Source organism: Bradyrhizobium sp. 159 (assembly GCF_023073795.1).
Lineage (GTDB): Bacteria > Pseudomonadota > Alphaproteobacteria > Rhizobiales > Xanthobacteraceae > Bradyrhizobium.
Genome location: NZ_JADPKE010000041.1, coordinates 52,464 through 67,588, shown reverse-complemented (window position 1 = coordinate 67,588; position 15,125 = coordinate 52,464). Strand labels below are relative to the sequence as shown.

Below are 15,125 nucleotides of genomic sequence, written 5' to 3'. Positions count from 1 at the left end.
CCGTTTTTTCCTGTTTCTTCCCCGGGAGCAGTTATTCGGAGGAGAGGATAATGCCTGTATTGATTCTCTGGGCCGTGCCGGCGATCCTGGTTGTCGGCGGTGGCATCTATCTCATTGGCCACATGCACTGAATGCAAAGGCCCCGGTTTCTGAATGCAAAGAACCCGGGGCTGCATATCTGCAGGAAATCCTCGCCGACCTCGTCAGCCCTACGTTTTCAAAAACTGAACGGCATCGTACGAGTGACAGCTGGCGGTCGTTTGCCTTACCGCCACCCCAGCGCCGGTGCCACCTGAGTCAGGATCGCCTCGAGCGCATGCACGCAGTAGGCGACGCCGAGCTGGTTCGGAATCGTCAGCAGCAACGTGTCCGCTTCCGCGATCGCCTCGTCCTGGCGCAGTTGCTCGATCAGCACGTCAGGCTCCGCCGCATAGGAGCGGCCGAAGATCGCGCGGGTGCGCGGGTCGATGAAGCCGATCTGATCCTCCCCTCCGCGTTCCCCGCCAAAATAAGCGCGGTCGCGATCGTCGATCAGCGCGAAGATGCTGCGGCTCACCGATACGCGCGGCTCGCGGCTGTGCCCCGCCTCTTTCCACGCCGCGCGATAGGCGCGGATCTGCGCCGCCTGCTGCACATGAAAAGCCTCGCCGGTCTCGTCGTTCTTCAGCGTCGAGCTCTGCAAGTTCATGCCGAGCTTTGCTGCCCACACCGCGGTGGCGTTCGAGCCGGCACCCCACCAGATGCGTTCGCGCAAGCCTTGCGCATGCGGCTCGAGGCGCAACAGCCCGGGCGGATTGGGAAACATTGGCTGCGGATTGGGCTCGGCAAAACCCTCGCCGCGGAGCAGGTCGAGGAAGACTTCCGCGTGGCGCCGGCCCATGTCGGCATCGCTCTGGCCCTCGGCCGGGCGATAGCCAAAATAACGCCAGCCGTCGATCACCTGCTCGGGCGAGCCGCGGCTGATGCCCAGCTGGAGCCGCCCACCGGCGATGAGGTCGGCGCTTCCTGCGTCCTCCACCATGTAGAGCGGGTTCTCGTAACGCATGTCGATCACGGCCGTGCCGATCTCGATCCTGCTGGTCTTGGCGCCGACGGCGGCGAGCAGCGGAAAGGGTGATGCGAGCTGCCGGGCGAAGTGATGTACGCGGAAATAGGCGCCGTCCAAGCCGAGCTGTTCCGCCGCAACCGCAAGCTCGATCGATTGCAGCAGCGTGTCCGCGGCCGAGCGGGTCTGCGACTGCGGCGAGGGCGTCCAGTGTCCGAAGGACAGGAATCCGATCTTTTTCATGGAGGCAAAGTAAGTATGATCGCAGGAGTTTGCGATACGCCGGCTGGAGGAAAGTTGGACAAGAGGGGAAGCCGTGTACCCGCAAGTGCCGCCCTTTGGGAGGAAGCAGACCTAAGCAGACAACGCCGTCATGTCGCTTTTTGACCCATCGCAGGCGTTCGGGCCTCTGGGGCCGGCGTCGCGTTTTGACGCTGAACAGACGACTAAATGTTGCCGACGGCGACGCATTTGGAAAACGACTGTCGCCCGACAGCGCAGAGCCGAGGCCTCGTCATCGCTCTGCATGGTCTCGCCATGCGTGCGCAGCGTCTAGCGCCGCTTCCCAATAAGACGATGCGGGCATCCGGTGCTCACGTAAAATTACCGCCAAATGCCGGATAGAAGCTAGCGCACCGGCACGGTGCGGGTCATCTTGCTGTGCTGGCCTAAGGTCTTGCAGTAGATTGTTGAGCAGTATTGCTGCTCGATCTTCGCAGGTCTCCCGCGCTTCTTGCAATATCAGCAGCGCGTAACGCGCCTCTACATACTGGCTCATTATCGTCGCCTGAATTCAACCGACGGAGACCGAAAATCTTGCCTCTGTGCTGGTAATGTCCCTTACCTGCCGCAGAAGAGGCGCAGACCGGAGCACCGGTTGTTGCTTTCCGGCAGCGGCCCTATTTCGCAGGCAATTGGCGCTTTCCATGAGCCTCCCCGCGTTCGCACTTTCCTCCAGTTCGCTCCGCCTTCTGCTCGGCTAAAAGCACTTGCGCTCGCAACTGTTCCAGCTCGGCAAGTTGAAAGGCGAGCGCTTCAAGGCGGTCGTGAAGAACTACAACTTCGTGCGCGCGGCCGTAGTGCATGCCAGCCCCTCTTCATTTAAGACTTGGCCCGTTCGCTGGACCCGGGAAAATCTGGCAACTTCGGCCATGGCGCGCATTTACATACAGCAAGGTGTATCGCACCAAAGGCCAGTTAGCCGGGGGCACCCGCCGCATCGCATGCTTCGCGTCTGATGCTGGAGGACCTGGACCAATCCTTCGCTATGCGTGTCTCGGTTCTTACGCCGGCTGGAACTGCGTTGTTCGGCTTATCGGTTGGCCAGGCCATCGAGTTCCAAACGCCAGGCCCAAACAGCTGGTCCTTGAGGGTACTCGGCGTGTTGAACTGAAGGAGGCGTCGGTATGCGCGGTGCTTTCAGCTAGAACAGGCCGCCTTAACGGTCATCGGTATCAGCGTCGTTCTGGCTGTCGTGCTCTTCCTGGCAACCTTCTTCAGGGCTTGAAGGTCCAACTGAGCTGCCCCTCGATCTATGATCGAGCTGGGGCCCCCGACCGCTGCTTACCCACGGCTCTTTCCATCCGCGCTTTTAGGAACCCCTCACCCCAGTGTAGCGAAATGGCGCAGGCCGCTGCAGACGGGAACAACCGGAACTTCAGTCGCGCGTCCTCGTTGGCAGTGACTACTTACGAGCTTGAGGAGGATACATGAAGAAGCTGATCGTATGCGGCGCTCTCGCCGCCTTTGCCCTCGGCACACAGGCCGCCAGCGCCGCCGAGTTCTACATCGTTCGCGACGCGACCACCAAGAAGTGCACCGTGGTCGACACCAAACCGACGACTACCACTACGACTATCGTAGGCGACGGCATCTACAAGACCAAGACGGAAGCCGAGTCCGCCGTGAAGACCACCAAGGTCTGCACTGAACAGTAAAACGGTTCTTGCAGGGCCTAGCCGGCCCGGTGAAAAACGTTCTGATGCAATTGGAGGAGAAGATGCCTGTGCTGATTTTAAGGGCCGTTCCTGCCGTGCTCGTTGTTGGCGGCGTCGGCTATTGGTTAGTTCACATGCACTGAGCGAACACCAGCTCGCACGAAAGGCTCGCCCTCAAGCCGGGCGGGCCTTTTTTGTGGTCTGCGAAGCCTCGCTCAGCAGAAAAAAGGGCCCCGGTTGGGGCCCTAATCTTTCGCGAGCGCTCGACCTGCTAGTTGTAGTCCGAATACTTGAACTGCGGGAGCGCCTTCAGCTGCTCCTTGTTGCCGCTCATGACGGCGTGGTCGGGGACCCAATCGTTCGCGCTGCGGTTAGTCGTATTGGTCGAAGCCGCGCCGGTAGTCGTGTCGCGGGAGGTGGTCGAGGTGCTCGTCGAGCTCGTCCGGACAGGCTCTTCGACGAACTTCAGCTTGTCCATCGAGACGGCGATGTCGTGTTCGCCCATGCCGAGAAAGCCCCCGATGCCGATCACCACGGCGTTGATCTTGCCGCTCTTGTCGACGAGCAGTTCGTTGACGTCGCCGAGCTTCTCGTTGGCCTCGTTGTAGACGTTCAAGCCCATGAGCTTCGAGGCTCGCCAATTGCCCTTGAGCGCCATCTTCGCGTCCACCGGTTGGGCGGTGGCAGCCGGCGCAGCGCGATCAGCCGGTTGAGTGGATTGCGCGAACGCAGCGCCGCCGATCACGGCAGTGCCAAGCAGAGCCACGGCAAGAAAGCTTTTCATCTACTATCTCCTCCACGTGAGAACCGCACCCGTTCAGATGCCGGCCTCAACGCCCGGAACTGCCACTTGTTCCCGAACTCGATCCCACCGGAGCCAGCAACCCAGCGACGTTCGGTGGTCACGATTCGGACGGAAACGCCCCTAGCAATGTCGTCAAGATTGCAGCGCAGACCGCCACGAGGACAATTTTTAGCAGCGTTCTCATGCGCCGTACGTCCTCGTTCGAGCTCTCGATAGACGAAAGTGCACGCCAGACCAGATGCGAGCAAGGCATTGCAGTGATTCCTACTACCATAAGCCCCTCCCAAAAAGCGCATTCTTCAAAGCACGATCTATGAATGCGTGAGCAAAAATGGTGCAAGTTGCGGAAGGTGCCTGCGGCTCGGCCTCTCGCGGCGCCCAAGTGCGGAAGTTCGAGGTGGAGGCCAGCGCGCCAATCCATGATAGTGTCCATGGCGGGTAACGGGGCTCGCCCGCCGGCCTACCGTGCTCAGATGAGGGATGTCGATGGATCTCAGGCGTACGGAGCCTCATCCGAAACTGAGGAACGTCGTTCGCTCCTTCGAAGAACGCCGCGCGACGCTAGGCTCTCACGTGCTGGCATTTCCGCTGACGGCACGTCCGCATCAGATTATCGATATTTACCTGGGCGATCCATTACGTCTTCGCCTCGATGGCGGGCGCCTCGCGACCGCGCCGGAGATGGTCGTCGTCGGGCCCCAGGGCGCGCGCCGGATTCATCTCTATGCTTCGGGTCAGTTACATATCTTCAACATTCTGCTGCAGCCGGCAGCTCTGCACCGGCTGGTCGGAATCGGAATGACATACCTGATCGACGAAGGCGTCCCGGCACGCGACGTGCTCGGAAACCGCGCCGCGCTCCTCCAAGACGCCGTACGATCGGCGCAGGACTTTTCTTCGCGTGTCGCCGCGGCAGAACGATGGTTTGGCGCCATGTTGGAAGGCCGTGCCGCGGAGGATGGAATTGGCGTCACGTCCCGCCGTCTCATGTCCGCCCGGGGTAACATCCGGATCGCCGCATTGGCCTCGCAATCGGGTCTGAGCGCCCGCCAGTTTCAACGTCGCTTCACGATGCAAACGGGCCTTCCCCCAAAATTGTACGCGCGCACGGCGAGATTTGATGCCGCCTTGACGATGCATCGCAATCAGCCGGCCAAGCCGTGGACGCAAATCGTCCACGAGGCCGGCTACTTCGATCAGGCGCACTTCGTCCGGGAATGCTACGCGCTAGTCGGCCTGCCACCCCACCAATTCATCGGCGATTGGGACAACATCCTCTCGCCCGATGGCTGAAAAATACAAGCCATGAAGCCTCAGCCGTGGTTTGCTTGCCAGTAGGCAAACGCGACTCAGGGGTCCCACGATGGCAAGCAACGGCGGCAGGATGGCACGCAATTTGGTGGTTAGTGCCGCGATGATAGGCTTTGCACTGGTGGCTTGCGTTTCAGACGCGTCGGCTCAGCAGCAAGAACGTGCGGGCCGCCCCGGTGAAATCGTGGTGACGTTGCTCGGCACCGGCGGCCCCGAGCCAGGCACGGCGCGCTTTGGGCCGGCCACCTTGATACAAGCCGGTGGACTCAATCTGCTATTCGATGCGGGCCGCGGCGTGACGGTGAGGTTGTATCAGCTCGGGATACCCGCAGGGAAAGGCATCGATGCCGTCTTTCTCACCCACTATCATTCCGACCATGTCGAAGGTCTGCCGGACCTCTGGATGACCGGATACATGTTCGGACCGTTCGGCTTCCGCAGCCGACCATTGCGACTGTTTGGGCCATCGGATGGCACAGGATCGGGCGGAGCGGCGAGAATCGCCAAAGGGCTCACCGAGGCGTTTGCGGACGATGCGCGGATACGAATGGCCGACGAAAAAATCCCGGCCGTCGCCACCCAAATCGACGCGCATGACTTCCAGGCTGATCGGGTCGTGTTCGAGGAGGCCGGCGTCAAGGTGACGGCATTCGCCGTCAATCATGGTGACCTGATCAAGCCGTCAGTGGGATATCGCGTTGATTATGGCGCGAAGTCGGTCACGTTGTCAGGTGACACCAAGTTCGATGAGAATCTCATCAAGTTTGCGACGGGCACGGATCTTCTGATCCATGAGGTTTTTGCCACGTCCGCGAAACTGGCAGAGTTGCCGTACATGAAGCCAGTCGCGGACCATCACACGTCGCCCGAACAGGCCGGCGAGGTGTTTTCCCGGGTCAAACCGAAGCTCGCCGCCTACACACATGTCATACTCCTCGGTGTGAGCCAGGATGTACTCGTGTCGCGGACCAAGGGCACATATGCGGCTCCGTTTCAAGTTGGCGACGACCTTATGCGGTTCGAGATTGGCGACAGCGTCGCGTCAAGAGATGGAATCCGGAGTTTCGCGGATATTCCGATTAGATGCGCAGGAACTAATCCTTGACGATCCGCTGCTGGCGGTCTGCCGGATGAGCCCGTCACGAGGGACACTTAACAGTAAGCTGCCCTGGCTGCGCGACTACTTTGAGCAGAACCTCAGGTTAGACGGCGCTATTCGTGGGCCAAAAGGGGAGCTGGCGAACATTTGAATTGGTCAGACTTTGGGCAATCTCGTGACTTGAAGCGAACGTGGTAGCGCGAAAAGATCCCCGCATCGTTCGTCAGCTTTTGGGCCATCTGCGAAATTGAGCATCGGCGGACCAAAGTCCGGTCATTACATTAGAGCGGGCCTGATTTGCTCAACCTGAGTTCTTCGCACTTTGACCCGAAGCGGAAGTTCCGCGTTTCGATGCGCAACGTAATCTTTACCATGGGCTCGTCGCAAGCCGGAAGGATCAACTTGGGGGGCGCCGCCGATTGCAAGGATGCATAAGTGATCAGTATGAGCAATGGCATCCCAACCGGCAAAACTTATCTCGGGTTCGCCTTGCTCTGGCAGGTCGTGTTCTTCGTCGCGTGGATCGCTTGTATCGTCTTTTTTGAGGCTGGTTACTTCGCGACCACAATGGTTGTGATCCTGCTCACCGCGTATGGGTTCTTCCGACATGCCAGATCGATTGGCCGTCGCGCAAAGCAAGGCATTCGGCGGCCAACGCCTGAGCTTCGCCGATGGCTCTCGATCACGTCAGGGCGCCGAGACGCAATCAACGGCGGTCCTCGCTATTAAACGGCTGGTTCTGGCCCTGAACGGACGTTGGGTCGCAGCGTGTGCCCTCGTCAGAGTGCGACTGTTTCCTCGACAACATGTTTCAGCGGCGTCCCCTCAGCGGACAGGGTCATTCGCAGTTTGAGCTCGCCACCTTTCACCGCCCCGCTACGCACTAGGTTCTCGATTTCACGCTGCGATGTAACTCCGACATGCTTCAGAAACTTACGGATAGCCATATTGAAGCGGTCTTCATCGAACTCGGCGGTCATGGCTTTTCTCCCTGATCGGCTGGACAAAGTCTAACACATTGGCGATCCCGTGTTTACAGCCCCCCAAGTCCCGGACTAGGGATCAATGATCGGGACGTTCATTCGCCGCTTGCTTCTGGGCATCGTGGCGAGTTCAAGGTTTGACGACACGAGTAAGCCGCCTCGCTTCGCGGCGTCGCTCGTCAGGACGTCGCCGTTGGGCCCTTAGCTGACTTGCAAAGGCGAACCGGCCAGGTCTGCTTTCGAAGGCAGAACGGAGGCGCCTGCCTGGGGGCTGATCGATAATAAATGCACGCGCTAGCGCATCCGGATTTGGTGCCGGCCGTGTTGACGAAGCCGTGACGGCTCGGGCGTGGACCACCCAGTCGCGAAGGGTGAAGCCGGTGTCACACGGTGCTACCGTCCGGTGCTAATTCCCCGGGGAAGTATAAATCCCCCTGCAACGCGTCGATCAGGCGTGTGACAGCCTGCGCGTGGGACGCGGTGTGAAGCTCGAGGATATCGATACGGGCAGAGACCGGGCTCGCTCTATTCCACGTGCCCGATGATGCCATCATGCGCCTGTGTTGCCCGACGGGGCAACGACTTTTTGCCCGACGGGTCAACATCTCTCTGCAAAGTGTCTAAGCCATTGATCCCGCTAAGGGCGCCTACTGCGCATGGGGTTGTTTTTGACATTCTTGTTGCGGGGGCACGAAAGCTCACTCGTCCCGCTACTTCACCACCCGCACGCCCTTGGTTGTAAACCGCTGCGTCCTGACGCCGGGGCGAACCGGGCGCTTCGTGCCGGCGGCCTTGCCGGTGCCGGGGGGCTGGTGCGCGGGGACGAGCTGGTGGGGCTGCGAGCCGATCAAATCGGCGCGGCCCATCTCCTTCAGCGCCTCGCGCAGCACCGGCCAATTGTCGGGGTCGTGGTAGCGCAGAAATGCCTTGTGCAGGCGGCGCTGGCGCAGGCCCTTGATCGCCTCGACCTTGTCGCTGCCGCCGTGGCGGACGCCGCGCAGGGGGTTGACGCCGGTGTGGTACATCGCGGTGGCGGTCGCCATCGGCGAGGGCAGGAAGGTCTGCACTTGATCTGCGCGATAGCGGTTCTTCTTCAGCCAGAGCGCGAGGTTCATCATGTCCTCGTCGGTCGTGCCGGGATGTGCCGCGATGAAATAGGGGATCAAATAGTATTTCTTGCCGGCCTGCTCGGCGGCTTCATCGAACATCCGCTTGAAGCGGTTGTAGGCGCCGATGCCCGGCTTCATCATCTTGTCGAGCGGGCCGCGCTCGGTATGTTCCGGCGCGATCTTCAAATAGCCGCCGACGTGATGGGTGACGAGCTCCTTGATGTATTCGGGGCTCTCCACCGCGAGGTCGTAGCGCACGCCGGAGGCGACCATCACCTTCTTGATACCACGGGTCTCGCGCACCTTGCGATAGAGCCGGATCAGATCGTCATGCGAGGTGTTGAGGTTCGGACATATCTCGGGGAAGACGCAGGACGGCCGCCGGCACGCCGCCTCGACCTTCGGATCCTTGCACGCCATCCGGTACATGTTGGCGGTAGGGCCACCGATGTCGGAGATCACGCCGGTGAAGCCCGGCGTCTTGTCGCGGATCTTCTCGATCTCGCGCAGGATCGAGCCCTCCGAACGGTTCTGGATGATGCGGCCCTCATGCTCGGTGATCGAGCAGAAGGTGCAGCCGCCAAAGCAGCCGCGCATGATCGTCACCGAGAATTTGATCATCTCCCAGGCGGGGATCTTTGCATCACCGTAGGACGGATGCGGCGCGCGCGCGTAAGGCAGGTCGTAGACCGCGTCCATCTCCTCGGTGGTGAGCGGGATCGGCGGCGGGTTCAGCCAGAGATCGCGATCGCCGTGACGCTGCACCAGCGGCCGCGCATTGCCGGGATTGCTCTCCCGATGCAGCACGCGTGAAGCGCGCGCATAGGCCTCGCGGTCCTGCTCGACCTGTTCAAGGGCCGGCAGGCGGATCACCGTGGCGCCGCGTTGGCGCGATGCGCCCTCGTCGGCGGAGTCGAGATCGTCGGCGTGCAGCTCGGTGTAATCCGCAGGGACCTTGCGGAACAGCGCGACGCCCCTGATGTCGTCGAGCTCGCGCGGCGCCTCGCCGGCGGCGAGCCGCTGCGCCACTTCGACGACGGCGCGCTCGGCATTGCCGTAGAGCAGAAGGTCCGCCTTGGCGTCGGCCAGCACCGAGCGGCGCACCTTGTCGGACCAGTAATCGTAATGTGCGATCCGGCGCAGCGAGGCCTCGATGCCGCCGAGCACGATGGGCACGTCCTTGAACGCCTCGCGGCAGCGCTGAGCGTAGACGATGGTGCAGCGGTCCGGCCGCTTGCCGCCTTCGCCGCCGGCCGTATAGGCATCGTCGTGGCGCAGGCGGCGGTCCGCGGTGTAGCGGTTCACCATGGAATCCATGTTGCCGCCGGTGACGCCGAAGAACACGCGCGGCTTGCCCAATGCCCTGAACGGCTCCGCCGAGTGCCAGTCCGGCTGCGCGATGATGCCGACGCGAAAACCTTGCGCCTCGAGCAGCCGGCCGATGATCGCCATGCCGAAGCTCGGATGATCGACATAGGCATCGCCCGTCACCAGCACGATGTCGCAAGCATCCCAGCCGAGCGCATTCATCTCGGCACGGCTCATGGGGAGGAACGGCGCCGGCTTGCGCGGGCGCGCCTGTGCCATCAGGGGCTTTTCGGCGGTGACGATCTGGGTGTCCATACGGATAGGCATAGGGGTCCGGGCGGGTGAATTCAACCAATCGATGCGTGGCCTTTGCCGATGTCTCGCCGATGCAGCTTGGCGGCATCGTCATGACGAGTCGAGCGGGGAGTTCCATCCTCGCGGCCGCGCTGATCGGGTGTCGGCCGCGGGAACCAATCGCCGCTGCGGACATTCTGGTCCAGGGTTCTAACCGGGCCCGTGTCGCGCGCGCCTCCACCATCTCGGCGTTCGTGACGTCGCCTCTGGCGATGGGGGAATTGTGAGCACCGTCATAGAGAACTTGCTGATGCGGAAGCAGAAGCTCGTGGAACAGCTCGAGACAGCGCAGTCGGTCGAAGACCGCGACAGGCTTGAGCACCAGCTCGAACAGATCAACACCGCGCTGGATTTTCTGGACAGGCCGGGACCGGAGGAGGAGCCGTGACGGCGCTCAATCCATCCTCGGCCCCTCCATCTTCATCTTCACCGCCTCTCCTTTCAGCGCCTCTAATTTCAGCGCCTTGGCATAGACCACGCCCGAATTGGTGATGTGCGTCGTCATCAGCGCTTCGAAGGAGGCTTGCTCGCCGCGTGCGAACAGATCGAGCAGTCTGCGATGCTCGTCGAAGGACGAGCGGGTGCGCACGTCGATCGGCGAGGTCAAATTGGTGCGGAGCGCGGCGACGCGGCCGGAGACGAGCTGATAGGATTCGGCGAGGTAGCGGTTGCCGCAATGGGCGAACAGCGCCTCGTGAAAAGCGGCGTCGGCGCGGCCATAGGCGATGTTGTCTCTTGCCGCGATCGCCGGCTCCATCGCGGCGATCGCTGCGCTGATCGCGGCGACAGCACCGTCGCGGTCGTGGCGGAAGGCGAACTCGGCCGCCTTCGGCTCGAGCGCGATGCGGAAGGTGCAGAGCGCATGGATGTCCTCCGCGCTCGGCGTGAACACGAAGCTGCCGACCTGCGGCCGGATCACCACAAGGCCTTGCGCCTGCAGCTGGCCCATCGCCTCGCGCACCGGCGTGCGGCTGACGCCGAAGGAATTTGCCACCATCTCCTCGGAGATGGCGGCGCCGAGCGCGAACTCACCGTCGATAATGGCCTGGCGCAGCCGCTGCATCACCCGCTGCGACAGCGATTTCGGCGTATCGAGCTTCAATGACTTCATGGGCTCGGTCAGATCACCTTGCCGGGATTGAGCAGATGCTCGGGATCGAGCGCGGCCTTCAGGGTGCGCATCAGCGCGATCTCAGGCTCGCTCCTGGCGTGATCCAGCCATTTCTTCTTCAGCGTGCCGATGCCGTGCTCGGCGGAGACGCTGCCGCCCATCTCGCGCACGAGACCATAGATGATCGCGTCCATTTCCTCCTTCGGCTGCTGCGCGACGGAGAGACCCCCGACCCAGGAGACGAGATGCAGGTTGCCGTCGCCGATATGGCCGTAATAGACGCTCTCGCAGCCCTTGATGCCATCAGCGAGTGCGGCCTTGCAGCGCGTCGCGAACTCGTCCATCCGCGCCACCGCCAGTCCGATGTCGTAGGAGATGTGCGGCCCCAGCACGCGGCCGAACTCGGCACAAATGTCGCGCACGCGCCAGAACGCTTGCGTTTGCGCCAGCGATTGCGCCACCGCCGCGTCAGTCAGCAGCCCGCGCTCCATCAGCTCTTCGAGCCAGGTCTGGAAGCGCGGCGCGTCGATACTCTCGTCGGTGCCTTGCGCCTCCACCAGCACGTAGAGGCCGTGGCCAGCTGCGACCGGAGGCTTCACGCCGGCGCGAATCGTGATCACGTCCCAATAGTCCGGCCACATCACCTCGAAGGCCGACAGCAGCGGCCCGAGCCCGCTGCGTGCGGCGCCGAGCAGCGCGATCACCGCGGCATAGTCCTTCAGCGCGCAGAGCGCAGCCATGGTCGAACGCGGTTTTGGAAACAGCCGCAGCACCACGCGGGTGATGATGCCGAGCGTGCCTTCCGAGCCGATGAAGAGATGCTTCAGATCGTACCCGGCGTTGTTCTTCATCAGCTTGTTGAGGGTGGTGATGATGGTGCCGTCGGGCAGCACCACTTCGAGCCCGAGCACCAGCTCGCGCGTCATGCCGTAACGGATCACGCGGTTGCCGCCGGCATTGGTCGAGAGATTGCCGCCGATGGCACAGGAGCCGCGCGAGCCGAGATCGAGCGGAAAGAAGAAGCCGGCCTCATCTGCGGCCTTCTGGATCGTCTCCAGCGGCGTGCCTGCCTTTACCGTCATCGTTGCCGACGCAGGATCGATCTCCTCGATGCCGGTCATGCGCTCGAGCGAGATCGCGACCCAGCCTGTTTCGGGCGATGCGCCGCGGCACAGCCCGGTCAATCCGCCCTGCGGCACGAAGGGAAGCCGCGCCTGCCGGCAGACCAGGATCGCATCGGCAACGCCCTGCGCATCGAGCGGACGGATCACCGCGCGCGGCGTTTGCGGCAGGCTCGCGCTCCAATCGTTGCAATTGCGCGCCGGCACGTCGCTGCCGGTCAGCACCGCGGCCGCGCCGAGCTTGTCGCGCAACGCGCCGAGCAACTGGTCCGGACGCTCAACCGGGTTCGCCATATCCATGCGAGACCTCCTTGGGGCGCCGACGGGCGCGGGTTTGCATTCGCCTTGTATGTAAGGTACAAGGCGAAAATGTAAAGCAAAACAATGCTTCGACAGGCGCTGAAGATCTGATGGATCAGAGGCTTAGTCCGAAGCCGCAGCAGAGGATGATGTTGATGATGGAGGCAATTCGCGGGTTCTGGGTGGCATCAGTGACGCCCCTGGCGACGGACGGCAGCGTGGATTCCACAAAGCTCGCGGCTCATGCCAAGCAACTCTTCAGTAGAGGGATCGACGGTGTCGTGCTGTTCGGCACCACTGGCGAGGGCACCTCGTTCACTGCCGCCGAACGTATCGCGACCATCGAAGCCGTGCTCAAGGCCGGCGTCGCGCCGGAGCGTATCGGCATCGGCGGCGGCTTCCCCGCCATCACCGACGGCATCGCATTGACGCGCGCCGTGCTCGGCCTCGGCCTGCGTCACGTCCTGTTGCTGCCGCCTTACTTCGATCGCAACGTCACCCCTGAAGGCATCGAGGATGCCTTCGCCGCGATCATCGACGGAGTCGGCGACGATCGCCTGCGCGCCTCGCTCTATCACATTCCACAGGTCTCGGGCGTCGCGATCCCGACCAGCGTCGCTGCGAATCTGCGCAAGCGCTACGGCAAGGTGGTTGCGGGCCTGAAGGACTCCAGTGGCGACTTCAAGGAATTCCAGGCGTTCCGCAACGCCGCGCCCGACCTCGCCATCACCGTCGGCAACGAAGCCGACATCGCCCGTGCGATCGCCGCCGGCGGCGCCGGCACCATCTGCGGCATGGCCAATGTCGTGCCGGAGCTGGTCAAGGCCATGGTCGACGGCAAGGATGTCGAAGCGCGCATGCAGGCCGCGATCGACGTCGTGGACAAGACGCCATCTCTGGTCGCGACGCTGAAGGCCATCCTCGCGGCGCAGACGGGCGATGCCAGCTGGCTGCGTGTGCGACCGCCGCTCCGCGCGTTGTCCGACGGCGCCGCGTTCCAGCGGAAGCTCGACGCGTTGATGGCGCCTGCCATCGCCTGAGATCCCACGTAATCGCGGTACACTGCCGCGGTTCGCGTGACGAGACGTTCGGCGAGAAGATCATCGCCGGCATCTGCGACGACCATCGCGATGCGATCCTGGGTTGGCCGGCAAGTTCGCCTCGATGAGCGTCGTGGCGCTGATGCCGTTGTTCTCGGTCACGGCATCGCAAGTTGCGGCGACCGGCGCAGCCCCCGCTCGGGCAGCTCGTTCCAGGCGAGTGACCGCGACGCGAAGGCTAGCCAAGCGCGCGACAATCGTTCAAAAGCCCATGGCCTGTTCTCGTCAAGGTTCACGCCATGAAGCGCCGTACCGTCACTCCCGCCGAGATCCGCCGCGCGTTGCTGTTGCGCGAAGAAATCGCGTTGCTCGATCTCAGATACGAGGCGGCGTTCGCGACTGGTCATCCGCTGTTCGCTGCTAACATGGCTGCCGACCGGATCGCGGTCGAAGCCGAGGTCAGGCTGCCGCGCAAGGACGTGGCGATCGTGCTCTATGACGATGGGGAAGAGCTGGTTGCGACCGGCGCCGAACGTCTGGCCGCGCTCGGCTACAGCAACATCAGCGTGCTCGATGGTGGGCTGAGGGCCTGGCGCAAGGCCGGCTACGAGGTGTTCGAGGACGTCAATTCCTATTCAAAAGCATTTGGCGAGCTGGTCGAGGCGCGCCGCCACACGCCTTCGCTCAGCGCCGACGAGGTGGCAAGACTCATTGCCGAGAAGGCCAACATCGCCATTCTCGACGTTCGCCGCTTCGACGAATATGCGACCATGAACATTCCGGGCTCGGTCAGCGTGCCGGGCGCGGAGCTGGTGCTGCGCGCGGGCAGCGCCGCGCCCGATCCCGCCACCACGATCATCGTCAATTGCGCCGGCCGCACGCGCTCGATCATCGGCACCCAGTCGCTGATCAATGCCGGCGTGCCCAACCAGGTGTGCGCGCTGCGCAACGGCACCATCGGCTGGACGCTGGCGCGGCACAGGCTCGATCACGGCGCCGACAGGCGCGGCGGGCTCGGGCCGTTCGAAGGCGGCCCGGCCAATGCCCGCGACGTCGCCTATCGCGCCGGCGTTCGTCATATCGGCGCGAGCGAGGCGGCGGCGCTTGTCGCGCGGACCGACCGCACGCTCTATCGCTTCGACGTGCGCGATGCCGAGGAATATGCGGCCGGCCACCTTCCCGGCTTCCGCCACTATCCTGGCGGCCAGCTCGTTCAGGAGACCGACATGGCCGCACCGGTGCGTGGGGCGCGCATTCTCCTGACTGACGACAAGGGCGTGCGTGCCGACATGACGGCGTCCTGGCTCGCGCAGATGGGCTGGGAGGTCTATGTGCTCGAAGGCGGCTATGACGGTGCGCTCGAGATCGGCCCGCCGCGCGTATTGCCGAAGCCAGATCCGGCACATCGTTACCGCCGCCCCTATGAAGGCACCGACGTCGCCGAAGGTGCGATGCAGGCCTATCTGAACTGGGAGTATGGCCTGGTCGAGCAGCTCCGCCGGGACGGAACGCACGGGTTTTATGTGATCTGACTCTGTTACCCTTCACCCTCTCGGGATGGCGGAATTGCTGACGCAAGCATGGCGGGCTCCCGCCATCTTC

At 62.9% G+C, this 15,125-nt stretch carries 16 protein-coding genes; 8 read left to right on the top strand and 8 right to left on the bottom strand.

Annotated features, from left to right (window positions below):
• Window positions 1–265: 265 nt before the first annotated feature.
• Both IVA96_RS09355 and IVA96_RS09350 read right to left on the bottom strand, forming a co-directional pair.
• The gene (locus IVA96_RS09355; protein ID WP_247281513.1) at window positions 266–1,288 is read right to left on the bottom strand and encodes an LLM class flavin-dependent oxidoreductase; all 1,023 of its coding nucleotides are present in this window, start codon (window positions 1,286–1,288) and stop codon (window positions 266–268) included.
• Window positions 1,289–1,944: 656 nt separating this feature from the next.
• Window positions 1,945–2,130 carry a hypothetical protein gene (locus IVA96_RS09350; RefSeq protein WP_247281512.1) on the bottom strand — a complete coding sequence of 62 codons (186 nt, stop codon included), beginning with the start codon at window positions 2,128–2,130 and terminating at the stop codon, window positions 1,945–1,947.
• 152 nt (window positions 2,131–2,282) lie between these two features.
• On the opposite strand from IVA96_RS09350, the gene IVA96_RS35770 reads away from it, so the two are divergent.
• Both IVA96_RS35770 and IVA96_RS09345 read left to right on the top strand, forming a co-directional pair.
• Window positions 2,283–2,438: a GreA/GreB family elongation factor gene (locus IVA96_RS35770; RefSeq protein WP_346015511.1), complete on the top strand. Its 156-nt coding sequence runs from the start codon at window positions 2,283–2,285 to the stop codon at window positions 2,436–2,438.
• A gap of 316 nt (window positions 2,439–2,754) precedes the next feature.
• Window positions 2,755–2,982 carry a hypothetical protein gene (locus IVA96_RS09345; protein ID WP_247281511.1) on the top strand — a complete coding sequence of 76 codons (228 nt, stop codon included), beginning with the start codon at window positions 2,755–2,757 and terminating at the stop codon, window positions 2,980–2,982.
• A 271-nt stretch (window positions 2,983–3,253) separates the two neighbouring features.
• Here IVA96_RS09345 and IVA96_RS09340 read toward each other — a convergent pair whose 3' ends face one another.
• Window positions 3,254–3,766, bottom strand: a complete 513-nt coding sequence (locus IVA96_RS09340) for a PRC-barrel domain-containing protein (RefSeq protein WP_247281510.1) — start codon at window positions 3,764–3,766, stop codon at window positions 3,254–3,256.
• A gap of 501 nt (window positions 3,767–4,267) precedes the next feature.
• Between IVA96_RS09340 and IVA96_RS09335 the strand changes: the two genes are divergently transcribed.
• Together IVA96_RS09335 and IVA96_RS09330 are read left to right on the top strand one after the other, a co-directional pair.
• Window positions 4,268–5,080 carry a helix-turn-helix domain-containing protein gene (locus IVA96_RS09335; protein WP_247281509.1) on the top strand — a complete coding sequence of 271 codons (813 nt, stop codon included), beginning with the start codon at window positions 4,268–4,270 and terminating at the stop codon, window positions 5,078–5,080.
• A gap of 70 nt (window positions 5,081–5,150) precedes the next feature.
• Window positions 5,151–6,203 carry an MBL fold metallo-hydrolase gene (locus tag IVA96_RS09330; RefSeq protein WP_247416900.1) on the top strand — a complete coding sequence of 351 codons (1,053 nt, stop codon included), beginning with the start codon at window positions 5,151–5,153 and terminating at the stop codon, window positions 6,201–6,203.
• Window positions 6,204–6,473: 270 nt separating this feature from the next.
• Here IVA96_RS09330 and IVA96_RS09325 read toward each other — a convergent pair whose 3' ends face one another.
• From IVA96_RS09325 to IVA96_RS09315, 3 genes are all read right to left on the bottom strand, one after another.
• The gene (locus IVA96_RS09325; protein ID WP_247281507.1) at window positions 6,474–6,806 is read right to left on the bottom strand and encodes a hypothetical protein; all 333 of its coding nucleotides are present in this window, start codon (window positions 6,804–6,806) and stop codon (window positions 6,474–6,476) included.
• Between the two features lie 170 nt (window positions 6,807–6,976).
• Window positions 6,977–7,177, bottom strand: a complete 201-nt coding sequence (locus IVA96_RS09320) for a DUF6494 family protein (protein WP_027547784.1) — start codon at window positions 7,175–7,177, stop codon at window positions 6,977–6,979.
• 713 nt (window positions 7,178–7,890) lie between these two features.
• Window positions 7,891–9,912 carry a YgiQ family radical SAM protein gene (locus IVA96_RS09315; RefSeq protein WP_247281530.1) on the bottom strand — a complete coding sequence of 674 codons (2,022 nt, stop codon included), beginning with the start codon at window positions 9,910–9,912 and terminating at the stop codon, window positions 7,891–7,893.
• Window positions 9,913–9,959: 47 nt separating this feature from the next.
• Between IVA96_RS09315 and IVA96_RS09310 the strand changes: the two genes are divergently transcribed.
• Together IVA96_RS09310 and IVA96_RS09305 are read left to right on the top strand one after the other, a co-directional pair.
• Entirely contained in the window at window positions 9,960–10,178 is a 219-nt protein-coding gene (locus tag IVA96_RS09310; RefSeq protein WP_247281506.1) for a hypothetical protein, read from the top strand.
• Between the two features lie 23 nt (window positions 10,179–10,201).
• Window positions 10,202–10,339, top strand: coding sequence for a hypothetical protein (locus tag IVA96_RS09305; RefSeq protein ID WP_247281505.1), 138 nt, complete (start codon window positions 10,202–10,204; stop codon window positions 10,337–10,339).
• 6 nt (window positions 10,340–10,345) lie between these two features.
• Here IVA96_RS09305 and IVA96_RS09300 read toward each other — a convergent pair whose 3' ends face one another.
• Together IVA96_RS09300 and IVA96_RS09295 are read right to left on the bottom strand one after the other, a co-directional pair.
• Window positions 10,346–11,062, bottom strand: a complete 717-nt coding sequence (locus IVA96_RS09300) for a GntR family transcriptional regulator (RefSeq protein WP_247281504.1) — start codon at window positions 11,060–11,062, stop codon at window positions 10,346–10,348.
• Between the two features lie 8 nt (window positions 11,063–11,070).
• On the bottom strand, window positions 11,071–12,483 hold the full coding sequence (locus tag IVA96_RS09295; RefSeq protein WP_247281503.1) for an FAD-binding oxidoreductase: 1,413 nt from the start codon (window positions 12,481–12,483) through the stop codon (window positions 11,071–11,073).
• A 155-nt stretch (window positions 12,484–12,638) separates the two neighbouring features.
• On the opposite strand from IVA96_RS09295, the gene IVA96_RS09290 reads away from it, so the two are divergent.
• Both IVA96_RS09290 and IVA96_RS09280 read left to right on the top strand, forming a co-directional pair.
• Window positions 12,639–13,523: a dihydrodipicolinate synthase family protein gene (locus tag IVA96_RS09290; RefSeq protein ID WP_247281502.1), complete on the top strand. Its 885-nt coding sequence runs from the start codon at window positions 12,639–12,641 to the stop codon at window positions 13,521–13,523.
• 299 nt (window positions 13,524–13,822) lie between these two features.
• Window positions 13,823–15,055, top strand: coding sequence for a rhodanese-like domain-containing protein (locus IVA96_RS09280; RefSeq protein WP_247281501.1), 1,233 nt, complete (start codon window positions 13,823–13,825; stop codon window positions 15,053–15,055).
• Window positions 15,056–15,125 lie beyond the last annotated feature (70 nt).

What these genes read in the sequence shown, in the direction of transcription:
- IVA96_RS09325 (WP_247281507.1), bottom strand. Translation starts at nt 6,806, where the DNA reads ATGTCGGAAGAACCCATACGCGGTGAGCAGGATCACAACCATTGTGGT.
- IVA96_RS09340 (WP_247281510.1), bottom strand. Translation starts at nt 3,766, where the DNA reads ATGAAAAGCTTTCTTGCCGTGGCTCTGCTTGGCACTGCCGTGATCGGC.
- IVA96_RS09305 (WP_247281505.1), top strand. Translation starts at nt 10,202, where the DNA reads ATGCGGAAGCAGAAGCTCGTGGAACAGCTCGAGACAGCGCAGTCGGTC.
- IVA96_RS09330 (WP_247416900.1), top strand. Translation starts at nt 5,151, where the DNA reads ATGGCAAGCAACGGCGGCAGGATGGCACGCAATTTGGTGGTTAGTGCC.
- IVA96_RS09350 (WP_247281512.1), bottom strand. Translation starts at nt 2,130, where the DNA reads ATGCACTACGGCCGCGCGCACGAAGTTGTAGTTCTTCACGACCGCCTT.
- IVA96_RS09280 (WP_247281501.1), top strand. Translation starts at nt 13,823, where the DNA reads ATGAAGCGCCGTACCGTCACTCCCGCCGAGATCCGCCGCGCGTTGCTG.
- IVA96_RS09335 (WP_247281509.1), top strand. Translation starts at nt 4,268, where the DNA reads ATGTCGATGGATCTCAGGCGTACGGAGCCTCATCCGAAACTGAGGAAC.
- IVA96_RS09295 (WP_247281503.1), bottom strand. Translation starts at nt 12,483, where the DNA reads ATGGATATGGCGAACCCGGTTGAGCGTCCGGACCAGTTGCTCGGCGCG.
- IVA96_RS09315 (WP_247281530.1), bottom strand. Translation starts at nt 9,912, where the DNA reads ATGGACACCCAGATCGTCACCGCCGAAAAGCCCCTGATGGCACAGGCG.
- IVA96_RS09290 (WP_247281502.1), top strand. Translation starts at nt 12,639, where the DNA reads ATGATGGAGGCAATTCGCGGGTTCTGGGTGGCATCAGTGACGCCCCTG.
- IVA96_RS09355 (WP_247281513.1), bottom strand. Translation starts at nt 1,288, where the DNA reads ATGAAAAAGATCGGATTCCTGTCCTTCGGACACTGGACGCCCTCGCCG.
- IVA96_RS35770 (WP_346015511.1), top strand. Translation starts at nt 2,283, where the DNA reads ATGCTGGAGGACCTGGACCAATCCTTCGCTATGCGTGTCTCGGTTCTT.
- IVA96_RS09300 (WP_247281504.1), bottom strand. Translation starts at nt 11,062, where the DNA reads ATGAAGTCATTGAAGCTCGATACGCCGAAATCGCTGTCGCAGCGGGTG.
- IVA96_RS09320 (WP_027547784.1), bottom strand. Translation starts at nt 7,177, where the DNA reads ATGACCGCCGAGTTCGATGAAGACCGCTTCAATATGGCTATCCGTAAG.
- IVA96_RS09345 (WP_247281511.1), top strand. Translation starts at nt 2,755, where the DNA reads ATGAAGAAGCTGATCGTATGCGGCGCTCTCGCCGCCTTTGCCCTCGGC.